Origin of the sequence: Mucilaginibacter sp. OK283, from assembly GCF_900110415.1 — a bacterium.
Taxonomy (GTDB): domain Bacteria; phylum Bacteroidota; class Bacteroidia; order Sphingobacteriales; family Sphingobacteriaceae; genus Mucilaginibacter.
Genome location: NZ_FODR01000001.1, coordinates 111,921 through 130,156, shown reverse-complemented (window position 1 = coordinate 130,156; position 18,236 = coordinate 111,921). Strand labels below are relative to the sequence as shown.

The 18,236-nt window shown below is 44.4% G+C and carries 15 protein-coding genes; 11 read left to right on the top strand and 4 right to left on the bottom strand.

Features of this window, described 5'->3' with window-relative positions; all coding sequences use genetic code 11:
* Positions 1–103 precede the first annotated feature (103 nt).
* The 4 genes from BMX56_RS00600 (at position 104) to BMX56_RS00585 (ending at position 4,801) form a co-directional block, all read left to right on the top strand.
* Positions 104–817, top strand: a complete 714-nt coding sequence (locus BMX56_RS00600; RefSeq protein ID WP_255369737.1) for a cytochrome b/b6 domain-containing protein — start codon at positions 104–106, stop codon at positions 815–817.
* Positions 798–1,592, top strand: coding sequence for a molybdopterin-dependent oxidoreductase (locus tag BMX56_RS00595; RefSeq protein ID WP_090638290.1), 795 nt, complete (start codon positions 798–800; stop codon positions 1,590–1,592). The genes BMX56_RS00600 and BMX56_RS00595 overlap by 20 nt, the downstream gene beginning before the upstream one ends.
* A 247-nt stretch (positions 1,593–1,839) precedes the next feature.
* Entirely contained in the window at positions 1,840–3,186 is a 1,347-nt protein-coding gene (locus BMX56_RS00590) for an MFS transporter (protein ID WP_090638287.1), read from the top strand.
* Positions 3,187–3,307: 121 nt separating this feature from the next.
* Complete coding sequence (locus tag BMX56_RS00585) at positions 3,308–4,801, top strand: S41 family peptidase (protein ID WP_090638283.1); 1,494 nt, start codon at positions 3,308–3,310, stop codon at positions 4,799–4,801.
* A gap of 53 nt (positions 4,802–4,854) precedes the next feature.
* On the opposite strand, the gene BMX56_RS00580 is transcribed toward BMX56_RS00585, so the two are convergent.
* On the bottom strand, positions 4,855–6,024 hold the full coding sequence (locus BMX56_RS00580; protein ID WP_255369736.1) for an alpha/beta hydrolase: 1,170 nt from the start codon (positions 6,022–6,024) through the stop codon (positions 4,855–4,857).
* A 443-nt stretch (positions 6,025–6,467) separates the two neighbouring features.
* On the opposite strand from BMX56_RS00580, the gene BMX56_RS00575 reads away from it, so the two are divergent.
* Positions 6,468–7,676, top strand: a complete 1,209-nt coding sequence (locus BMX56_RS00575; RefSeq protein ID WP_143065337.1) for a BamA/TamA family outer membrane protein — start codon at positions 6,468–6,470, stop codon at positions 7,674–7,676.
* A gap of 95 nt (positions 7,677–7,771) precedes the next feature.
* The gene (locus BMX56_RS00570) at positions 7,772–8,461 is read left to right on the top strand and encodes a PAS domain-containing protein (RefSeq protein WP_090638276.1); all 690 of its coding nucleotides are present in this window, start codon (positions 7,772–7,774) and stop codon (positions 8,459–8,461) included.
* A 56-nt stretch (positions 8,462–8,517) separates the two neighbouring features.
* Here the strand turns inward: BMX56_RS00570 and BMX56_RS00565 are convergent, their stop codons facing one another.
* The gene (locus tag BMX56_RS00565; RefSeq protein WP_090638272.1) at positions 8,518–8,925 is read right to left on the bottom strand and encodes an SPW repeat domain-containing protein; all 408 of its coding nucleotides are present in this window, start codon (positions 8,923–8,925) and stop codon (positions 8,518–8,520) included.
* A gap of 314 nt (positions 8,926–9,239) precedes the next feature.
* On the opposite strand from BMX56_RS00565, the gene BMX56_RS30445 reads away from it, so the two are divergent.
* Positions 9,240–9,371: a hypothetical protein gene (locus BMX56_RS30445; protein WP_255369735.1), complete on the top strand. Its 132-nt coding sequence runs from the start codon at positions 9,240–9,242 to the stop codon at positions 9,369–9,371.
* Between the two features lie 192 nt (positions 9,372–9,563).
* On the opposite strand, the gene BMX56_RS00560 is transcribed toward BMX56_RS30445, so the two are convergent.
* Positions 9,564–11,210, bottom strand: coding sequence for a S8 family serine peptidase (locus BMX56_RS00560; RefSeq protein ID WP_090638267.1), 1,647 nt, complete (start codon positions 11,208–11,210; stop codon positions 9,564–9,566).
* Between the two features lie 26 nt (positions 11,211–11,236).
* The gene (locus BMX56_RS00555; protein ID WP_090638262.1) at positions 11,237–12,778 is read right to left on the bottom strand and encodes an L-piperidine-6-carboxylate dehydrogenase; all 1,542 of its coding nucleotides are present in this window, start codon (positions 12,776–12,778) and stop codon (positions 11,237–11,239) included.
* Between the two features lie 233 nt (positions 12,779–13,011).
* Here BMX56_RS00555 and BMX56_RS00550 point away from each other — a divergent pair, with 233 nt between their 5' ends.
* The 4 genes from BMX56_RS00550 (at position 13,012) to BMX56_RS00530 (ending at position 18,198) form a co-directional block, all read left to right on the top strand.
* Positions 13,012–14,415: a tetratricopeptide repeat protein gene (locus BMX56_RS00550; protein WP_090638257.1), complete on the top strand. Its 1,404-nt coding sequence runs from the start codon at positions 13,012–13,014 to the stop codon at positions 14,413–14,415.
* A gap of 234 nt (positions 14,416–14,649) precedes the next feature.
* The gene (bshA, locus tag BMX56_RS00545; RefSeq protein ID WP_090638252.1) at positions 14,650–15,792 is read left to right on the top strand and encodes an N-acetyl-alpha-D-glucosaminyl L-malate synthase BshA; all 1,143 of its coding nucleotides are present in this window, start codon (positions 14,650–14,652) and stop codon (positions 15,790–15,792) included.
* Between the two features lie 266 nt (positions 15,793–16,058).
* The gene (rpiB, locus tag BMX56_RS00535; protein ID WP_090638242.1) at positions 16,059–16,493 is read left to right on the top strand and encodes a ribose 5-phosphate isomerase B; all 435 of its coding nucleotides are present in this window, start codon (positions 16,059–16,061) and stop codon (positions 16,491–16,493) included.
* A gap of 157 nt (positions 16,494–16,650) precedes the next feature.
* Positions 16,651–18,198 carry a M28 family peptidase gene (locus BMX56_RS00530; RefSeq protein WP_090638237.1) on the top strand — a complete coding sequence of 516 codons (1,548 nt, stop codon included), beginning with the start codon at positions 16,651–16,653 and terminating at the stop codon, positions 18,196–18,198.
* Positions 18,199–18,236: the final 38 nt, after the last annotated feature.

Genomic DNA, 18,236 nt, shown 5'->3' with positions numbered 1-18,236 from the left:
GATTTAACCCCTACCTCCCCCTTCCCCAAGGAAGGAATCGCACAAGCCGACGCTCTTTTGAACATTCAACACTTTAATTTTCCAAGGTCAAACATAATACTCAATGAAAACAATAAAAGAAAAACACCCGCTGGTCATGCGCTGGACGCACTGGGTAAATTTTCCCATCCTCACCATTATGATATGGAGCGGGATGCTTATTTACTGGGCCAATGATGAGTACAGCATCACCCTGTTTGGGCATACTTTTTTCAGCTTTTTTCCGCAGGGGTTTTACCATGCCTTTAACATAACCCACCGGTTATCTGAGGGGATGGCCTTCCATTTTCTGTTTATGTGGGCTTTTGCGCTTAACGGCCTGGTTTATGTATTGTACACCATCATATCTGGCGAGTGGCGCGAACTGGTGCCGCAAAAAAAATCATTTAAAGAAGCCTGGCTGGTGCTGCTGCATGATCTGCACATCCGCAAAATGGCGCCGCCTCAAAACAAATATAATGCCGCGCAGCGCATTGCGTACACTGCAATTATTGTAATGGGTTTTGGCTCGCTGATAACAGGGCTGGCTATTTACAAACCGGTGCAGTTTTATTATTTAACCTGGCTTTGCGGCGGCTATCATTTTGCCCGCATACTTCACTTTGCCCTAACTATTGGCTATGTATTTTTCTTCCTGATCCACATCATACAGGTGATACTGGCCGGCTGGAATAATTTCCGCTCGGTAATATCCGGCTTTGAAGTTATCGCAGTAAAAGATCCTGAACCAATTACCGAAACCCCAACCCCACAAACCGATGAAAAACCCGTTCAATAAAAAAAATATAAGCCCTAAAAAACCGCTTACGGTGGAGCAGAAGATAAGCCGCCGCAATTTTATATCATTCGGCACCTTTTTTATAGCAGCCGGAGCCGCGTATGGTGGCTGGAAATGGCTTTATAATTCGCCCGAAGAAACGGCAACCGTAACCGCGGGGGCGCGGGCCCCTTTACGCAGGGCTTTAAACAAAACCGAGCTTGCCTTCCGCAGGGTATTCAGCAATAATAACCTGGTAAAAACTTACCCCAAAGAAATGGCGGCCAAAAATGTACGCCATAATGAAGATATTGGCAGTGAAGGAAAAATAGATGTAGCCGCCTGGCGGTTGCAGGTAAAAAAACACTCGGGCGAAGTGCTGAACATCTCTATTGATGATATTAAAGCCCTACCAAAAACCGATATTGTTTATGATTTTAAATGCGTTGAGGGCTGGGACCAGATATCGCATTGGGGTGGCGTAAAATTCAGCGATTTTATCAGTCACTTTAAATTAGACGACCAGGCAAAACTACAATATGTAGGCCTGGCAACGCCCGATAAAGGATATTACGTGGGCATTGATATGCCGAGCGCTATGCACCCGCAAACCCTGCTGGCTTACGAGGTAAATGAACAGCCGCTGCCGCCAAAACACGGCGCGCCCTTAAGGCTCATCATCCCGGTTAAATATGGCATCAAAAACCTGAAACGCATAGGCACCATGACTTTTAGCGATAACCGCCCGCCCGATTACTGGGCCGAGCAAGGCTATGATTATTACTCGGGACTGTAAGGAGGTTGAAGGTGAAAGGTTAAAGGCGAAAGGTCAAAGGCGAAAGGTCAAAGGCGAAAGGTGAGCCTTTATTTAAGCACTACCCTCCGGTAGCTTATCTCCTTCACCCGAAGCCACCTTTTCGGCTTTCACCTTTTATCCGCCCCCTCTCTGCCGCCGAAGCTACCTTTTGCCTTTGACCTTTCGCCTTTAACCTTTTCCCTCCCACCCTTTGCGGCATTGAGTTAATATTTGCATATTGCATACCATGCCGGCAGCTAAACTTCCACTTTCAAAACAACTTGCATACGCTTGCGGGATGATAGGCTGGAGCGTAATGACTAATATCATTATCGTGATGCTGCCTTATTTTTACCTGCCGCCATCCAACTCGGGTTTAATTCCGCTGGTGCCGCAATTGCTGGTGTTTGGGGTGCTCAATATCATGTCAATCATCGTTGCTTCGGGCAGGTTTGTTGATGCCGTTTTTGATCCCTTCATAGGTTCGCTGAGCGATAAAAGTGAAAACCCGGGAGGCCGGCGTATCCCTTTCATGAAATGGGCTATTTTGCCCGCGGTTGTGTTTTGTGCGCTTACCTTTCATCCCGTAATGCGAATGGAAAGCATGAAAAATGCGGCCTGGATCATGTTTACCCTTGTTTGCTTTTTTATGGCTGCCACCAGCTATATTATTCCGTATAATGCGCTGTTACCCGAGATGGCCGATACCGCTGCCGAAAAAGTAGAGCTTTCATCTTTTCAACAGGTGGGTTTTGTTATTGGTATCATCATATCGGCCATGGTAAATAACTTTGCCGACCAGGTGCAGCAAAGTTTCCACGTATTTGACCGCAATTCGGCAGTGCAGTATACCATCTGGGGCTTGTGTGGCTTTGCCGGCCTTATTATGCTGGTGCCGGTTTTAACCATCGATGAAAAAAAATACTCCAGCAGTAAGCCCACACATTTACGCTTTTTTCCGGCTATCAAAAAAACTTTCGAGAACCGTAATTTTAAGTACTACCTCATATCCGATTTTTCGTATTACATGTCGCTCAGCATCATATCCAGTGGCTTATTATATTTTTTGACAGTACTGCTGCCCTTGCCCAAATCAATGGGTGGCATATTAATGGGGTCGATGGTGCTTCTTTCCCTGTTGTTTTACCCTGTTGTTAATTACCTGTCAAAAAAAATCGGCAAAAAAACAATTGTACTTTTTTCATTTGGCTTGTTGAGCCTCATTTTTGTAGCGATATTTTTTTTGGGTAAATTTCCATTTGCGCCCCAGGTACAAATTTATATCCTGGTTTTAAGCGCCTCTTTTCCGCTGGCCTCATTAGGGATCCTCCCGAACGCGATACTTGCCGAGATTGCCCAAAGCGAGGCCCTGCGTACCGGCGAAAACCGCGAGGGGATGTTTTTTGCCGTTAAATACCTGTTTGTAAAATTAGGCCAAACACTGGGTATAGCCCTGTTTGCTTTTTTAACCGTATATGGTAAAGATCCGGGGCATGATTACGGACTGCGGCTTAATGGTATTTGCGGAGCTGTGCTTTGCCTGTTGGCTATAGTGTTTTTTAGCCGGTTCAGGGAGCCGAAGGTGAGTGGGTGAATAATGCGAATAGTTGATTGGGTGAATGGTTGAAATGTCCGACCTGCGTAAAGGAAAAAACAAAATATTTCAGACTGTTTCGGGATCAGGGGTTAAGAGTAAATAGATAATATTTTTTGCAATGAATTTGAAAAACCTATTCCTGCTAATGCCATGGGCATTAGTTATTACAATTACGGCCTGCCATCAAAATGGACCTAAAGCTTTGGCAATTCCAAATACAACAGCGAATAAGCTTACCGTTAAAAACATGCAGGCCGATATGGACGTACTATGGGCGGCCATTAAAGAAATGCACCCGGCTTACGGAATTTATACCTCCTCCGATAGTTTACAAAGAGCATATCACCAGGCCTATTCGGCCATTGACAGGCCGCTCACCGAAACTGAATTTATCAGTAGTATTTACCCCTTTTTGTGCAGGTTAAAATGCGGACATACGCAGCTAAGGCATTCCGAAGGATACAAAAAAACAGCCGCTGATAAAGAACCTCATTTACCATTTGAAGTATTGGTTCGCGATCATCATGCCTGGGTTACAACCCACCAAACTGATAAATTAAATACGGGCGACGAAATTTTAAGTATGAATAACATCCCGGCAGCACAAATAATTGATCATGGGGCCGATTTGTATTGCGCCGATGGCAAGGGCCAAACATTTAAAGAATTATTTTTAAGCGAATACGATGGCTTTGAAGATGCATGTTATAAATATTACCACTGGAAAGGGCCCTATCACATTAACATTAAAACACAGGCAGGGGTAGTAAAAAACTTAGTGTTGGATACTGCCGGCAACAATACAAGCATCCAGCCGAAACCGGTTGACAATTTTGCGGGCTGGGCCGAGGCAAAAAACACCGGCAACCTTCCCCTGCTTTTTTTAAAAAATAAATCCACCGCGTACTTTAAGGCAACAACATTTCAGTACGACGATACTACGCTTTACAAGGAGGTATTCAAACAAATCCATCAACAGGGCACAAAAAACCTGGTGCTTGATTTAAGGCACAATACAGGCGGCGATATCAGGATAGCTATCCGGCTATTATCATACCTTGCCGATGCCCCTTTTCATATTGTTAAGGAAATGAAATCGAGGATTCCTGACCCGGCTGCAAACAGTTTTGAAAAATACTTTGATACAAGCCGGACCGCAAGTTTTAAAACGGGTTTTGAGCCGGGCAATAAAGAAAGTTCATGGTATCACATTGGTGTTAAACCAATATTCGGCAAGTTATATGGCGCATTGCCGCTTGCAATGGCCAACCATTACAATGGGAATTTATTGGTTTTAATTGATGGCGCTACTTTTTCGTCTGCTGCCCTGTTTACTGCAGCGCTAAAAGCGCAATGTAAAAATGCGACATTTATAGGCCGTGAAACAGCCGGCGCAGAGGAAGGTTGTAATGGGGGCACGCTACAACATTTAACGCTTCCAAATACCCATATAGTTGTTGAGTTTCCGTGGATGCGATTAGATGCTTTTGCAAAAAACCCGCTATATACAAGGGGTATTATACCAAAGTATGCCGTGCTGTATACCCCGCTGGATGTGGTAACAAAAAACGATCCCGACCTGAAAAAAGCATTAAGCCTGATTGGGAACTAAATAACGCTGAGGCCGGTATTGATGAGCCGGGTAAGGTATTCCCGTTGTTAGCATTATTTTGTGACGGCATTTAAAAAGCGTTCAACAGTATAAGTGGCCAGCTGGCCGCCGGGCCCGTTCAGGTTAAAATCGAAGCCGTGGGTAGCCCAGGGTAACCTGAGATAGAAATGTTTAATGCCGTTTTGTTCCAGCTTAAGGTTCAACCGCCTGCTATGGTCGGGCGATACCAGTACATCGTTTGCTCCATGAATGATCAAAGTAGGTATCGATTGCTTATTCACAAATTCCAGCGGAGAGCAAGCCGCGAATTTTTTTGGTACCTGCTGATACGTTCCGCCAATATAATCGCACATTACCTTTCGCGAATCCATAATAAGGGGGCTTGCCGGTACAGAATAACCCCACACCATATCGGCCGGGCCATAATAATCAATCACGGCCTTTAAGCCCGGCTCGCGCAGGGTATAAGCAGCAAGCAAAGCTATCTGCGCCCCCGCCGACCTACCCAGCAACACAAAGTTGCCGGTATCTATATTTAACGCAGCGGCATGTTGGCGCAGGTAAGCTATAGCGGCATAAACATCTTCAACCGGTGCCGGCGATTGGTATTTGGGCGCCAGGCGATAGGTTATTGCCGCCACATTGTAACCAATGCCGGCCAGGTAGCTGTTCAGTTCGGGCAGTTGTTTGTTATCGCCTTTGTTCCATGATCCTCCATGTACCACCACCACGCATGGCCTGTTGCCCTTTTTTTGCGAGGGAAAATAATCCATAGTTAGGTTTAAATCCGGGTACTTGTTGTAGATATAGGTTTTATAGGCAATATCGTTATTGCGCCTGAACATATTGAAAAAGCTGTAAGGCAGCTGCGTATTGGCGCTATCAGCAATAGGGCCGCCCGGGCCAAATACGGCTATAAAATCCTGCTTCAGGTTCGCGGCAACTCGGTACGCCCTAATGATAGGCGTTGTAAACAAGATTAAAGCCATAATGCCCGCGATGGTACCCGCAAGCTGATATTTGGATGATAAGAAACCCGATAACAATACGACTAAAGTAAGCAGCATAAACACCCAGCAAAACTCTGTGGCTATGATAGACACCATCCACATCGAGTATTCAAAGGCCTTAAAAATGGTGAGCAGGGATATCAGCAATAAAACAATACAAATAGCAAAACGGACCATGCGGCTTTTATAAAATAAATAGTGAATACAATTCATTCGTTCAATTATTACAGCGCCATAACCCGGAGCAGCTAAGTAAACGAGCGCCAGCGAACCGCCTCAAACAATCACGTGTATTCGCGGTCAAATTTAATAACATTGATTGGGTTTTTACTGTCAATGCACCGCTTTAATAGTATACAGATTAAAAGCAGATCATGATTTTTTCGCGTTCAATTACGTTATACGTTTTTTTTGTTACTTGTTTTTTAGAGATATACGTTGCACGTTGAGACTTGGATTGCTGTTGCAGTTTTTAAGTCCCCGGGCGTACTCAAATACCAAACAAAATTGTACCCTAACATGCGCATTTTCAAAATGATAAGTTTATATTAGCAATCCCTAATTAATGCCCTAAATTGATTTCACTTATTTGCAGGTTTGCCCTTGCGCTACTTTTTCTTATCCTAATTACAACCGCCATTCGCGCGCAAACCAGGATGAGTTTAGAGGATTCGTTAAAAACCCAAAGTGACGCCAATGGTCTTTTAAACTCCTTTTTCAGCAGTAAAAGACCGGCTACCGCAGATACCAGCCTCCAGGAAAAAAACTTTTTTTGGGCGGTATTACCCTCCGCCGCCTACAACCCAAGTGTGGGCTTTGCCATAGGCGCAACATCGGCCGCCGGCAAATATTTTGGCGATAGGCGCAATACCATATTATCAGTCATGAATGCAGGGGCTTATATATCCACAAACGGTCTTTCCACACTTGAATTTAAACACAACGCCTTTACTTCAAAAAATATCTGGAACCTGCAGGGCACCCTTCAGGTAGGCAAAACCATAGCTAAAGATAATGGCCTGGGCACCGGGCGGCGTAGTGTTGGCGACGGCCCTTTTCATATGGGCGATCAGCACTTTGGCGATAACCCTAACGAGTTTCCTATCAGGTATACTTACTTAAAAATAAACGAACGTATTTACCGGAAAATAACCGACCATATTTATGTGGGCGCCGGCCTTAGCTTTAACTTTTATAACAACATCGACGACAACCGCAAAAACATCCCGGTTGAAGAAACGCACAACTACAGGTATAGTATCCGCAAAGGGTATTACCCGTTTAAATACAATGCCAATGGTGTACTGTTAAATTTTCAGTATAACAGCCGCGATCAGCCCAACCGGGCGTTTAAAGGTGTTTATGCCGATATAATTTTGCGTACCAACCAGGGCTGGCTGGGCAGCAACCATAATGCCGTGCAACTAAAAACCGAGTTCAGGAAATACTGGAGCCTGAGCGATACCGACCCAGAAAACGTGCTGGCCTTTTGGCACTGGGCCAACTACCTTTTAAGCGGATCGTTACCTTACCTTGAATTGCCCGGCACCGCAAGCGATGCCTATGGCCGCATTGGCAGGGCATTTATAATAGGCCGGTTTAAAGGTCCATCCTTTGTTTACAACGAGGCCGAATATCGTTTTCCGCTAACTAAAAACAAACTGCTAAGCGGCGTTACTTTTGTAAATATCGAATCGGCCAATAATCAGCGGGATATTAAATTATTCAGGTATTGGGAACCCGGCGCGGGTTTTGGGCTAAGGTTGCTGTTTAACAAATACACCCGATCAAACATGTGTTTTGATTATGCACGCGGCAGCTATGGTTCCAATGGCTTTTTTTTAGGGCTTAACGAAGTATTTTAGATACTTTATCTACACATAAGCCAGCCCTGGTAACTATAAATAACAAATGGTTTCATTTTTGCGAGGGTAACGCGAACAGTTTTAACCTTAATAAAATGCGCGTTCCATTTACACCCGAGCTGCTTGGTAACCTGATAGAAAAAGGATACGGTTATCTTTTAGTAAATATTAACAGTCAGCTTACCGATGAAGCTGTTACCATTACCATGATGCCGGTAAAACAAAAACCGGCGTTAAACAACCTGCCCGATGGTTACGAAACCTTTTATAAAATTACCCGCGAACCAATGCAATTGGCCTGTGGCGTAGATAGCAGCAACATTTTTATTGAATATCATACTATTGATAATACAATTACCCAGGACGAATTATTTGACGACCGTTATTTTAGGATGAGTGAAGATTTTTTCAGGCAGGTATTGGAAAGCCTGGAAGATTACGCGGTAATTACTACCGATACCAATGGCGACATTAACAGCTGGAATACCGGCGCCGAAAAGGTTTTAGGCTATAAAGAACAGGAGATTTTAGGCAAATGCGCCGATGTGTTTTTTACCCCCGAAGACGTGGCAGCCGGCGTACCGGAACAGGAATTAAAAACAGCACTGAAAGATGGCCGCGCCATTGACGAACGCTATCATAGGCGTAAAAATGGCACCCGTTTTTGGGGCAGCGGACTGGTATTTCCGTTATATGATGATCAGCATAGTCACCGCGGATATACCAAAATCATGCGCAACCTGCGCGAAAGGGAACAAGCACAGGAACAAAAAGTTCCCGAATAAAAAAGGGACGCAAATTGCGCCCCTTTTTTAATATCTTATGATCTATCTAACCGGGATTACAATGAATCGGTTGAAGTGAGACCGCCTTGTTGTAGGGTGTGCTCTTTATTAAGTAGCGGAGAACCCTTGGTAAAGATACCCATGATGAACAACGCGCCACCAAAAAGTACCTGCGGAATCCAGATTGTTGAATGAAAATCATACACCCATGGCGAGCACATTAAAAACGAACCCATAATTACGTCGTTTACATTATGCATGCTCATCGGGAATACTTTTAAAAAGCCCAGTTTGTTATTAGCAAAAATAGCCATGATCAATTGCAACCATCCTATAATTAATGGTAAAAATAAAGCCGCGCCACCAATGTGCAAGGTATCAAATGTCCACAGTGTCGAAATTAGTAAAAGGGCAATTACATAATTTAAAACTGCATAAGTAGTTGTAGGAATGAAGCTTTTCATTGTTGTAGCTATTGTTGTGTTGTAATTATATTAATGTACGTATGTTAAAAACCGTTTCAAAGTTAAACATTTATGCAGTTTTTTGATATTTAAAATCTGCTGTAACGTTTTATATTACTTAAAACAAGTACCTTTAATTAATTGCTTTAGTAATTCGATTCAAAGATAAGCGTTTTAAAAAATAAAGCAATTCCTTTTCTTCCTTTAATGGCGGGGCAAAAAGAAACTCCCGGCTAAATACCATTTCCAATACAAATTAAACCAGGCTGCCAAATTTGCTGGCCTAATATTAACATCTATAAAACAGAATCATCATGAGCAAGGACAGACAAGCCGTAAAAGAAAAAAAGAAACCTGCCGCCGAAGGCAGTAAAAAAGCACCATCTGATTATCAATCGGGCAAAGCCAATGTGGTAAAACCCATTAATGCCGATAAGAAAAAGTAGTTTTTCGGGTGAGAGGGTTTTCGCACGATAGATTTCCTTCGTCCGTCGCATCCGTTAACAAATTGAAAATTCCAAACTTACGAAGTTTTAAAAACTTCGTAAGTTTCACCCACATGCTATGCCTTCTTCATAGTCCCGGGGTTTTATGAATCAGTAATCTCATCAACACCAGTTCGATCCCCGCGCTAATTTTTACTTCCGCTCCCCCTGCAATGTTGCCGCCATTTGCAATGCTTTATAGGCGTTTACAATGCCGCCGGTTTTGCTTAGGGTTGTAAAATCAACCTTATCTGTTTTGCTGCCGGGTTTGTAAACCATAGTGCCGGTAAGCGGGGTGGCTGATGCCAGGATCACCTGTTTTAGTTGTTTGGCACTCAGACTAGGATAATACTCCAGCAAAAGAGCTGCGATGCCTGATGTTATAGGTGCCGAAAAACTGGTGCCGTCCTCGGTGTTAAACTCCGCATCGGTATCAACAGTGGTAACCTTTACACCGGGGGCAAAAACATCTACCATTTTTTTGCCGTAGTTGCTAAAGTCGCCGGCCAGGTGATCGCCCAATTTTGCTGATGAAGCGCCTACGTTGATCAGGTTATCCGCATCTGTTGATGAACCATCGGCAAATAAATCATTCGGATAATCGGGGTTCTTATCCATATCGTCGTTATCATTCCCGGCAGCCAGTACCAGCAACACATCTTTAGAGGCAGCGTACTTAAACGCGTCATCAACCCATTGTTTATGAGGAGATAGTTTTTTACCAAAGCTCATGTTAATGATTTTGGCCCCGTTATCAACCGCGTAGCGGATGGCGTTGGCAACATCTTTATCGTATTCATCGCCATTGGGCACCGTTTTAACGGCCATAATGCGCACATTATCGGCTACCCCGTTTATTCCATAACCATTATTACGTACAGCGCCAATAAGCCCGGCCACGCCTGTACCATGCGATGCATCGGCAAATTTTAACAGGTTATTACCATAAGGTTTATGGTCCATGCTATCCACATTGTCGCCAACAATTCGTTTACGGGCTTCCAGGTCGGGCGCAAGGTCATTGTTCAGTTTGGCCAGGTATTCGCTCAAATCTTTAATAATTTCGGCATTGGTTTTATTACCGCCTTCCTGTGAAAATATGGTTGTCCAAACATATTTACTTTGGCTCAAAGTATCGTTGGCGGTTTTCATGTTCACCAAATCCGCTTCCCTAAAAGTGCCGCTTGCCCCTATTTTAAGCGCCTGTTTAATATATCCGCTGGTTGCCATCAGCGCGTTCATAATAGGCTGCAGCTGCGCGGTTTCGGTAGTGGCTTTGTTTAGGGTTGTATCATAAACAGTTTTAACGCGCTGCCAATAAGCAAATTCCTTTTTGTTGGTAGCGGTGCTATCGGTAACATTTGCGTACCTGCCTTTCAGCTTATTGTACTCGCGCACCTCCTCGGTAGTTTCGTTAAAGTCTGCTTTTCCGCCGGCACCGCCCAAAAAATTCCAGCCATGTATATCATCTACATAACCGTTATGGTCATCATCAATGCCATTGCCCGGAATTTCTTTTTTATTTACCCATAAAATACTTTTAAGGTCTTTTTGCAGGGTGTCAATACCACTATCTAATGTGGCCACCACCACTGTTTTACTTTGCTTGCCTTTTACAAAAAGATAAGCTTGTTTTAAGCTGACGCCAAAGTAGCCATCAGTTTTAAGATCCATCAGGTGCCAGAACTTTGGCGGTTCGGGATCGGACTTTTTCACGGCCTCCTGGGCCGTTAACGTTGTAGTTATTGCTAATGACGAAAATAAAAGACCGCTTAAAATAAATGAACGAAAGTTGAACATGTACAAGTATTAGAAAATAATAAAAATTAGAGGTCGAATTTGATCCCCTGGGCTAAAGGCAACGTTTTTGAATAATTAATAGTATTGGTTTGCCTCCTCATGTAAACTTTCCATGCATCAGATCCCGATTCGCGGCCGCCGCCGGTTTCTTTTTCGCCGCCAAAGGCGCCGCCAATTTCGGCACCCGATGTACCAATGTTTACGTTGGCAATTCCACAATCAGAACCAGCATAGGATAAAAATTGTTCTGCCTCGCGTAAATTATTGGTCATAATGGCCGATGATAAGCCTTGCGGAACCCCATTTTGCAATTCAACAGCCTCCCCGATGGTTGAATATTTAATCAGGTATAATATTGGGGCAAAGGTTTCGTGCTGTACAATTTTGTAGTGGTTTTCTACCTCGGCAATACAAGGTTTTACGTAGCAGCCCGAAGCATAGGCATCGCCCTCCAGCCTGCCGCCTTCTACCACAAAATTACCGCCTTCGGCTTTACATTTCTCAATCGAATCAAGGTAAAGCGCAACAGCATCGGTATCAATAAGTGGCCCCATGTGGTTATGCTCATCCAGCGGGTTGCCAATACGTATCTGGCCATAAGCGCTTACCAGTTTTTGTTTAAAGGCATCGTAAACACTTTCGTGGATGATGAGCCTTCGGGTACTGGTACAACGCTGCCCGGCGGTGCCAACCGCGCCAAAAACTGCACCAATTAATGACATATCCAGGTCGGCATTTTCGGTAATGATGATAGAGTTATTGCCACCAAGTTCCAGCAGGCTTTTGCCCAGCCGCGCGCCAACTGCCGCGCCAACAGCTTTACCCATGCGGGTTGATCCGGTGGCCGATACCAGCGGGATGCGGGTGTCATTGGCCATCAATTCTCCAATGTTGCGGTCGCCGTTAATTAAATTCAAAACGCCATCGGCTATGTTGTTTCTTTTTAAAACCTCCTGCGCTATGTGCTGGCAGGCAATAGCGGTTAACGGTGTTTTTTCAGATGGCTTCCATATACTTACATCGCCGCAAACCATTGCCAGCAGTGAGTTCCAGCTCCAAACGGCTACCGGGAAGTTAAAGGCCGATATAATGCCTACAATTCCCAGCGGGTGGTATTGCTCATACATGCGGTGTTCAGGCCTTTCGCTGTGCATGGTTAAGCCGTACAACTGACGGCTCAGGCCTACGGCAAAATCGGCAATATCAATCATTTCCTGCACTTCGCCCAGGCCCTCCTGCAGGCTTTTACCCATCTCGTAAGATACCAGGGTACCCAGGTCCTGTTTATTAGCGCGCAGGGCCTCGCCTATCTGGCGCACAATCTCGCCGCGTTTGGGCGCCGGCGTTGTACGCCATGCTTTAAACGCTGCGGCAGCTTGCTCAACTACCTGGTTATAATCGGCTTCGGTAGCAAATTTAACCGAAGCTATTTTTTGGCCGTCAACCGGCGATGTAATATTTTTTATTGCTGCACCGGTGCTGCTGCCCCAGTTGCTGCCTGTACTAAAAGCATCATTTACATCGTTTATATGTAAACGTTTTAAAATGTCTGTTATATCAAGGCCCATAATTGTTACTTTTGCCAAAGGTAGAAATCTTTGAAGCAATTTTTTGAATTGCGGGTTTATAATGATTACTGTTAATTATCAATGCTTTGTAATTAACGGTTGTTAACAATGTTTGAATGTTGAAAACTTATTTGCAAATTGGTTGCTTACTTATTTGTATTTTGACTTCAATAAGTCTTTACAAGACAATTACAATTGTTAACCTAAAGCGGATGTTCTGCAAACAAAATTGAATGGAAGAAGAATTTGAATTTGGTTTTACTGAAGATCCCAAATTTTCGGTAGAACGGTACGAGGAAATGATTCGAAATCAAGACCAGTACTTTTTTGATGCCCAGGCGTTTGAGAACATTATCGACTATTACATCGAAAAGAATGATCCGGCCAGGGCGCTACAGGTAGCAGAGTATGCGCGCAATCAGCACCCTTTTGCAGCAGTATTTTTAATTAAGCAGGCCCAGTTGCTGGTAGTAGGCAATAAGGTGCCCGAAGCTTTTGCCGCGCTTGAAAAAGCAGCCATGCTGGAGGCCTCTGATGCCGATATTTACATTATTCGCGGTAACCTGTACGAGAGTATGGAGCGCTTTAGCGAGGCCCTGGAGAATTACGAAAAAGCCCTTGGCCTGGCCGAAGAAACCGACGAAATACTGCTACACATAGCCTACGTTTACCAAAACATGGGCGATTATGACACCGCCATAAGTTATCTTAAGCTTTGCCTTAAGCAAAATATGGAAAACCAGGATGCCCTTTACGAATTGGCTTTTTGCTACGATGTAATGGACAACCAGCAGGAAAGCGTGCAGTTTTACCAGCAATACATCGATAACGAGCCTTATAGCTATGCCGCCTGGTACAACCTGGGCAACGCCTATACCAAACTAAGTTTGTTTGAAAAAGCTATTGATGCGTATGACTATGCCATCCTGATTAAGGATAGCTTTGCATCGGCCTACTTTAACAAGGGTAACGCCCTGGTTAACCTGGAAAAATATGCCGAAGCTATTGAAGTGTACCGCCACACCTTTGAGTACGAGCAACCCAATGCCGATACTTATTGCGCCATAGGCGAGTGCTACGAAAAACTGGAGCAAATGGATGATGCACGGGCTTTTTATAAAAAGTCGGTAAAAATGGACCCTAAACTGGCAGATGCCTGGTTTGGTATCGGGGTTACGCTTGACTTTGAAGAACGCTATTTTGAGGCACTGCATTTTTACAAAAAAGCGCTTGATTTGGATATTGCCAATGCCGACTACTGGTTTGCCATTGCCGATGCCGAGTATAAACTGGGCCACATGACCGAAGCCGAACAGGCCTATGAAAAGGTGGTTGAACTAAACCCGCTGGATATTGATGCCTGGCTGGATTACTCGTCTATACTGTATGAGCAGCAGCGATTGGTTGGCGCTATCGAGATTATATCACAAGCTATAAAAAACAACCCCGAAGCTGCAGAGTTATACTACAGGATGGTTGCCTACCTGTTTGCCAAAGGCGAATACAACGAGGCGCTAAACCACCTGGAAATGGCCCTGACCAGCGACCCGGAAAAGCACTATATTTTATTTGATTATCTGCCTCAATTACAAAAAAACAAAGTGATTGTGGATATTATTAACAGGTATACGAAGTAGGTGTACAGATATGCGGATTAACTTGGTTGAGGGCTTCGCTGTTTCAGATGTGCAGATAATTGATGATGTGCCGGTTTCGGAACAAAAATCAGCGGCGAAAAAAGCGGCGTTGATTAGGTAGCGCAGTTGCAATAACAGGCAAAATCCAACTTTCGAAATTCAAAATCATTTTACACAGTGTTAACACATTTGCCATAAATTGCTGTTAAACTTGCGGATAATTATCCCTCATCAATGAAGATCGGAATTGTTTGTTACCCAACCTTTGGCGGAAGCGGAGTTGTTGCTACAGAACTTGGTAAAGCCCTTGCAGACCGGGGACACCAGGTACATTTTGTTACCTATAACCAGCCCGCACGGTTAGACCTTTTTTCCGAAAACCTGTTTTATCACGAGGTATCGGTAAGCAATTATCCGCTGTTTGATTTTCCGCCGTATGAGCTGGCGCTGGCCAGTCGTTTGGTTGATGTGGTACGCCACGAGCAACTTGATATACTGCATGTGCACTACGCTATTCCGCATGCATCGGCTGCGTTTATGGCCAAACAAATCCTGGCCACTTATGGCATTTACATACCCGTAGTTACAACACTGCACGGTACCGATATTACGCTGGTTGGCAAAGACCGTACTTTTAAACCGGTGGTTACCTTCTCCATCAACAAGTCTGACGGAGTAACAGCCGTATCGCAAAACCTGAGAGAGGACACTTATCAGTTTTTTGAGATAGAGAATGATATTAAAGTAATCCCAAACTTTATCGACCTAAACCGTTTTAGCCTTAAAGCAAAAGACCACTTTAAAAAGGCAATAGCCCCTTCGGGCGAAAAGATACTGGTGCATACCTCCAACTTCCGCAAGGTAAAGCGCACCGAAGATGTGGTGAAAATATTTGCCCAGGTGGTTAAAACCATCCCCTCAAAATTGCTTATGGTGGGCGATGGTCCCGAACGTTCGGGCTGCGAGCAGTTATGCCGCGATCTGGGTGTTACCGATAATGTACGCTTTTTAGGCAAGCAGGATGCCATTGAGGAAATTCTATCTGTAGCTGATTTATTCCTGATGCCGTCACAATCCGAGAGTTTTGGTTTGGCAGCACTGGAGGCCATGGCATGTAAGGTACCAGTTATCAGCAGTAACGCCGGCGGTTTACCGGAGTTGAATGTTGACGGCGAAACCGGCTTTTTGAACAATGTAGGCGACGTAGACGGTATGGCCGAACGGGCGATATACATCCTGGAAGATGAAGCCCGCCTGGAAACCTTTAAAAACAACGCCCTTGCCCGCGCCAAACAATTCGACCTGGCCACCATACTCCCGCTTTATGAAAATTACTACATTGAAGTGGTAGAACGCTGCAAGGATAAGGCGATATAAAGAGCTTCCTCACCCAACCCTCTCCAATGGAGAGGGCTTTGCACCACTATTGCGCAATTATAGCAACTGGGTATACCGATCTACATCCAAAACGGCCCAGCCCCCAATAAAGTTAATCTGCACACCTGAAACGGCGAAGCCCTCAACGAAGTTAATCTGCACATTTAACGCAGCTTTGTAACAATCCTCACATCCCCCAATAATCTGTATATCCGCGCATTTGAAATTTGCACATTTATTGCAACTTTGCAAAAACACTATTAACGATGAAAAAAGGACTTAAAATTGCTATTGGTGCCGATCATGCCGGCTTTGATTATAAACAAGCTTTATCCGCCGATATTCCGGCTGATCAGTTAAAAGATTTTGGCACCTATTCCAATACCTCTGTTGATTACCCCGATTTTGCGCACCCCGTAGCATCGGCAGTTGAAAGTGGCGAATGCGATTTGGGGATCCTGGTTTGCGGCAGCGCAAACGGTGTAGCCATTACAGCCAACAAACACCAGGGCATCCGAGCCGCCATCTGCTGGAACGAAGAACTTGCTGTTCTGGCCCGTAGTCACAATAACACCAATATTGTATGTATCCCCGCCCGCTTCATCAGCATTGATGAAGCTAAAAAAATTATTGAAGCATTTTTCACCACCGAATTTGAAGGCGGCCGCCACGCTACCAGGGTAGGGAAAATTTCCTGCTAATTTTAAGCGAAAAGGTAAATTAGGCGAAAGGGTAAAGGTAAAAGGCGAAAGGTAGAAAACACCCTGGGCTACAACTCATTCCTTTCATTCCTGTGCAGCAGTCTTGATACTTGCTACTTGATACTAAAAAAGAAACTGACTTAATTAATTACTATACATGAAAAAAGTAACATTACTGGCGTTTTCCGCAGCGATTGCGGTAAGTGCCTGTGCACAGCAAAACCCTACTGCCATGAAGTACGGGAAGCTGATTACGGCCGAGGACGCCAAAAAACACTTAAGTATCCTGGCGTCCGACGAATTTGAAGGCCGGGAAACCGGCAAGCCTGGTGCCGAGAAAGCCGCAAACTACATAGCGGGCGAATTTAAAAAATTAGGATTGCAGGCCCCGGTAAACGGATCGTATTTCTTTAACGTACCCCTGGTACAAAGCGCGCTAAAAGTATCGGCATTTACCGTTAATGGCAAACCATTTGTTTTAGGGCAGGATTTTATACCTAACGGCACTGTGCCCGATAAAAATGTAAGCGGCAGCGAAGTAGTATTTGTAGGCTTCGGCACAGAAAGCGAAATTGGATCAACCGATCTTGCAGGCAAAGTTGTGTTGTGGATAAACGAGGACAAACCCGAAGAAGGTAAAACACCAAATGTGGCCGTACGCATGACCACCGCCCGTTTAAAAGTGTTTGCCAACCTGCAAAGCAAAAAACCCGCGATTATTTTGGCCGCCAACGGCGATTTAACTGCTTTACTTAAACGTTTTGGCAGAAGCATCGCAAGCCCGCGTTTAACTATTAAAGAAGACGCAGCCAAAGCCAACGCCGGTGTGCCTGTTTTTCATGTAACTACAGCGATAGCTGATGAATTGGTGAAATCAACAGGAAAAACTTACGGCGATTTAAAAACCGCAGCAGCCACTACACCTGTTGTAACCGCAAAGGCTGATTTTACAGCCAATTTTTCAAATGAGCGCACCGATGTTAAAGCCGTTGACGTTGTAGGGTTTATGCCAGGCACCGATTTAAAAGATGAAGTGCTGGTATTTTCGGCCCATTATGACCACATTGGATTAGAAACTGATCCAAATGCTAAAGACAAGGTAAATAATGGTGCAGATGACGATGGATCGGGCACTACAGGCATTCTTGAAATTGCACGGGCGTTTTCAAAAGCTAAAAAGGATGGCCATGGCCCACGCCGCAGTGTTTTATTTTTAGGTAATGTTGGTGAAGAGAAAGGTCTTTTAGGCTCTGAATACTATACCGATCATCCTATTTATCCGTTGGCCAATACCATTACCGATTTAAATGTTGATATGATTGGCCGCGTAGGCGAAGAGTACATCGGCAAATCCGATTCTGCAAATTATGTATATTCTATCGGCTCGGCTATGTTGAGCAAGGAGTTGCACGATATTGGCGAAAAGGCAAACAATACTTACACCCACCTGAAATTGGATTACAAATATGATGACCCTAATGATCCTAACCGTTTTTACTACCGAAGCGATCATTACAACTTTGCAAAACATGGCGTGCCAATTATTTTCTACTTCAACGGCGTACATGCTGATTATCATCAGCCAGGCGATGAAGTAAGTAAAATTAACTTCCCGCTACTGGCCAAACGCGCGCAATTGGTATTTTACACAGGTTGGGAGTTAGCCAATCGTGATAAAAAACCGGTTGTTGATGGAGCTAAATAGTGAATGGTGAGTGGTTGATTGGGTTGAAAAACCACTAT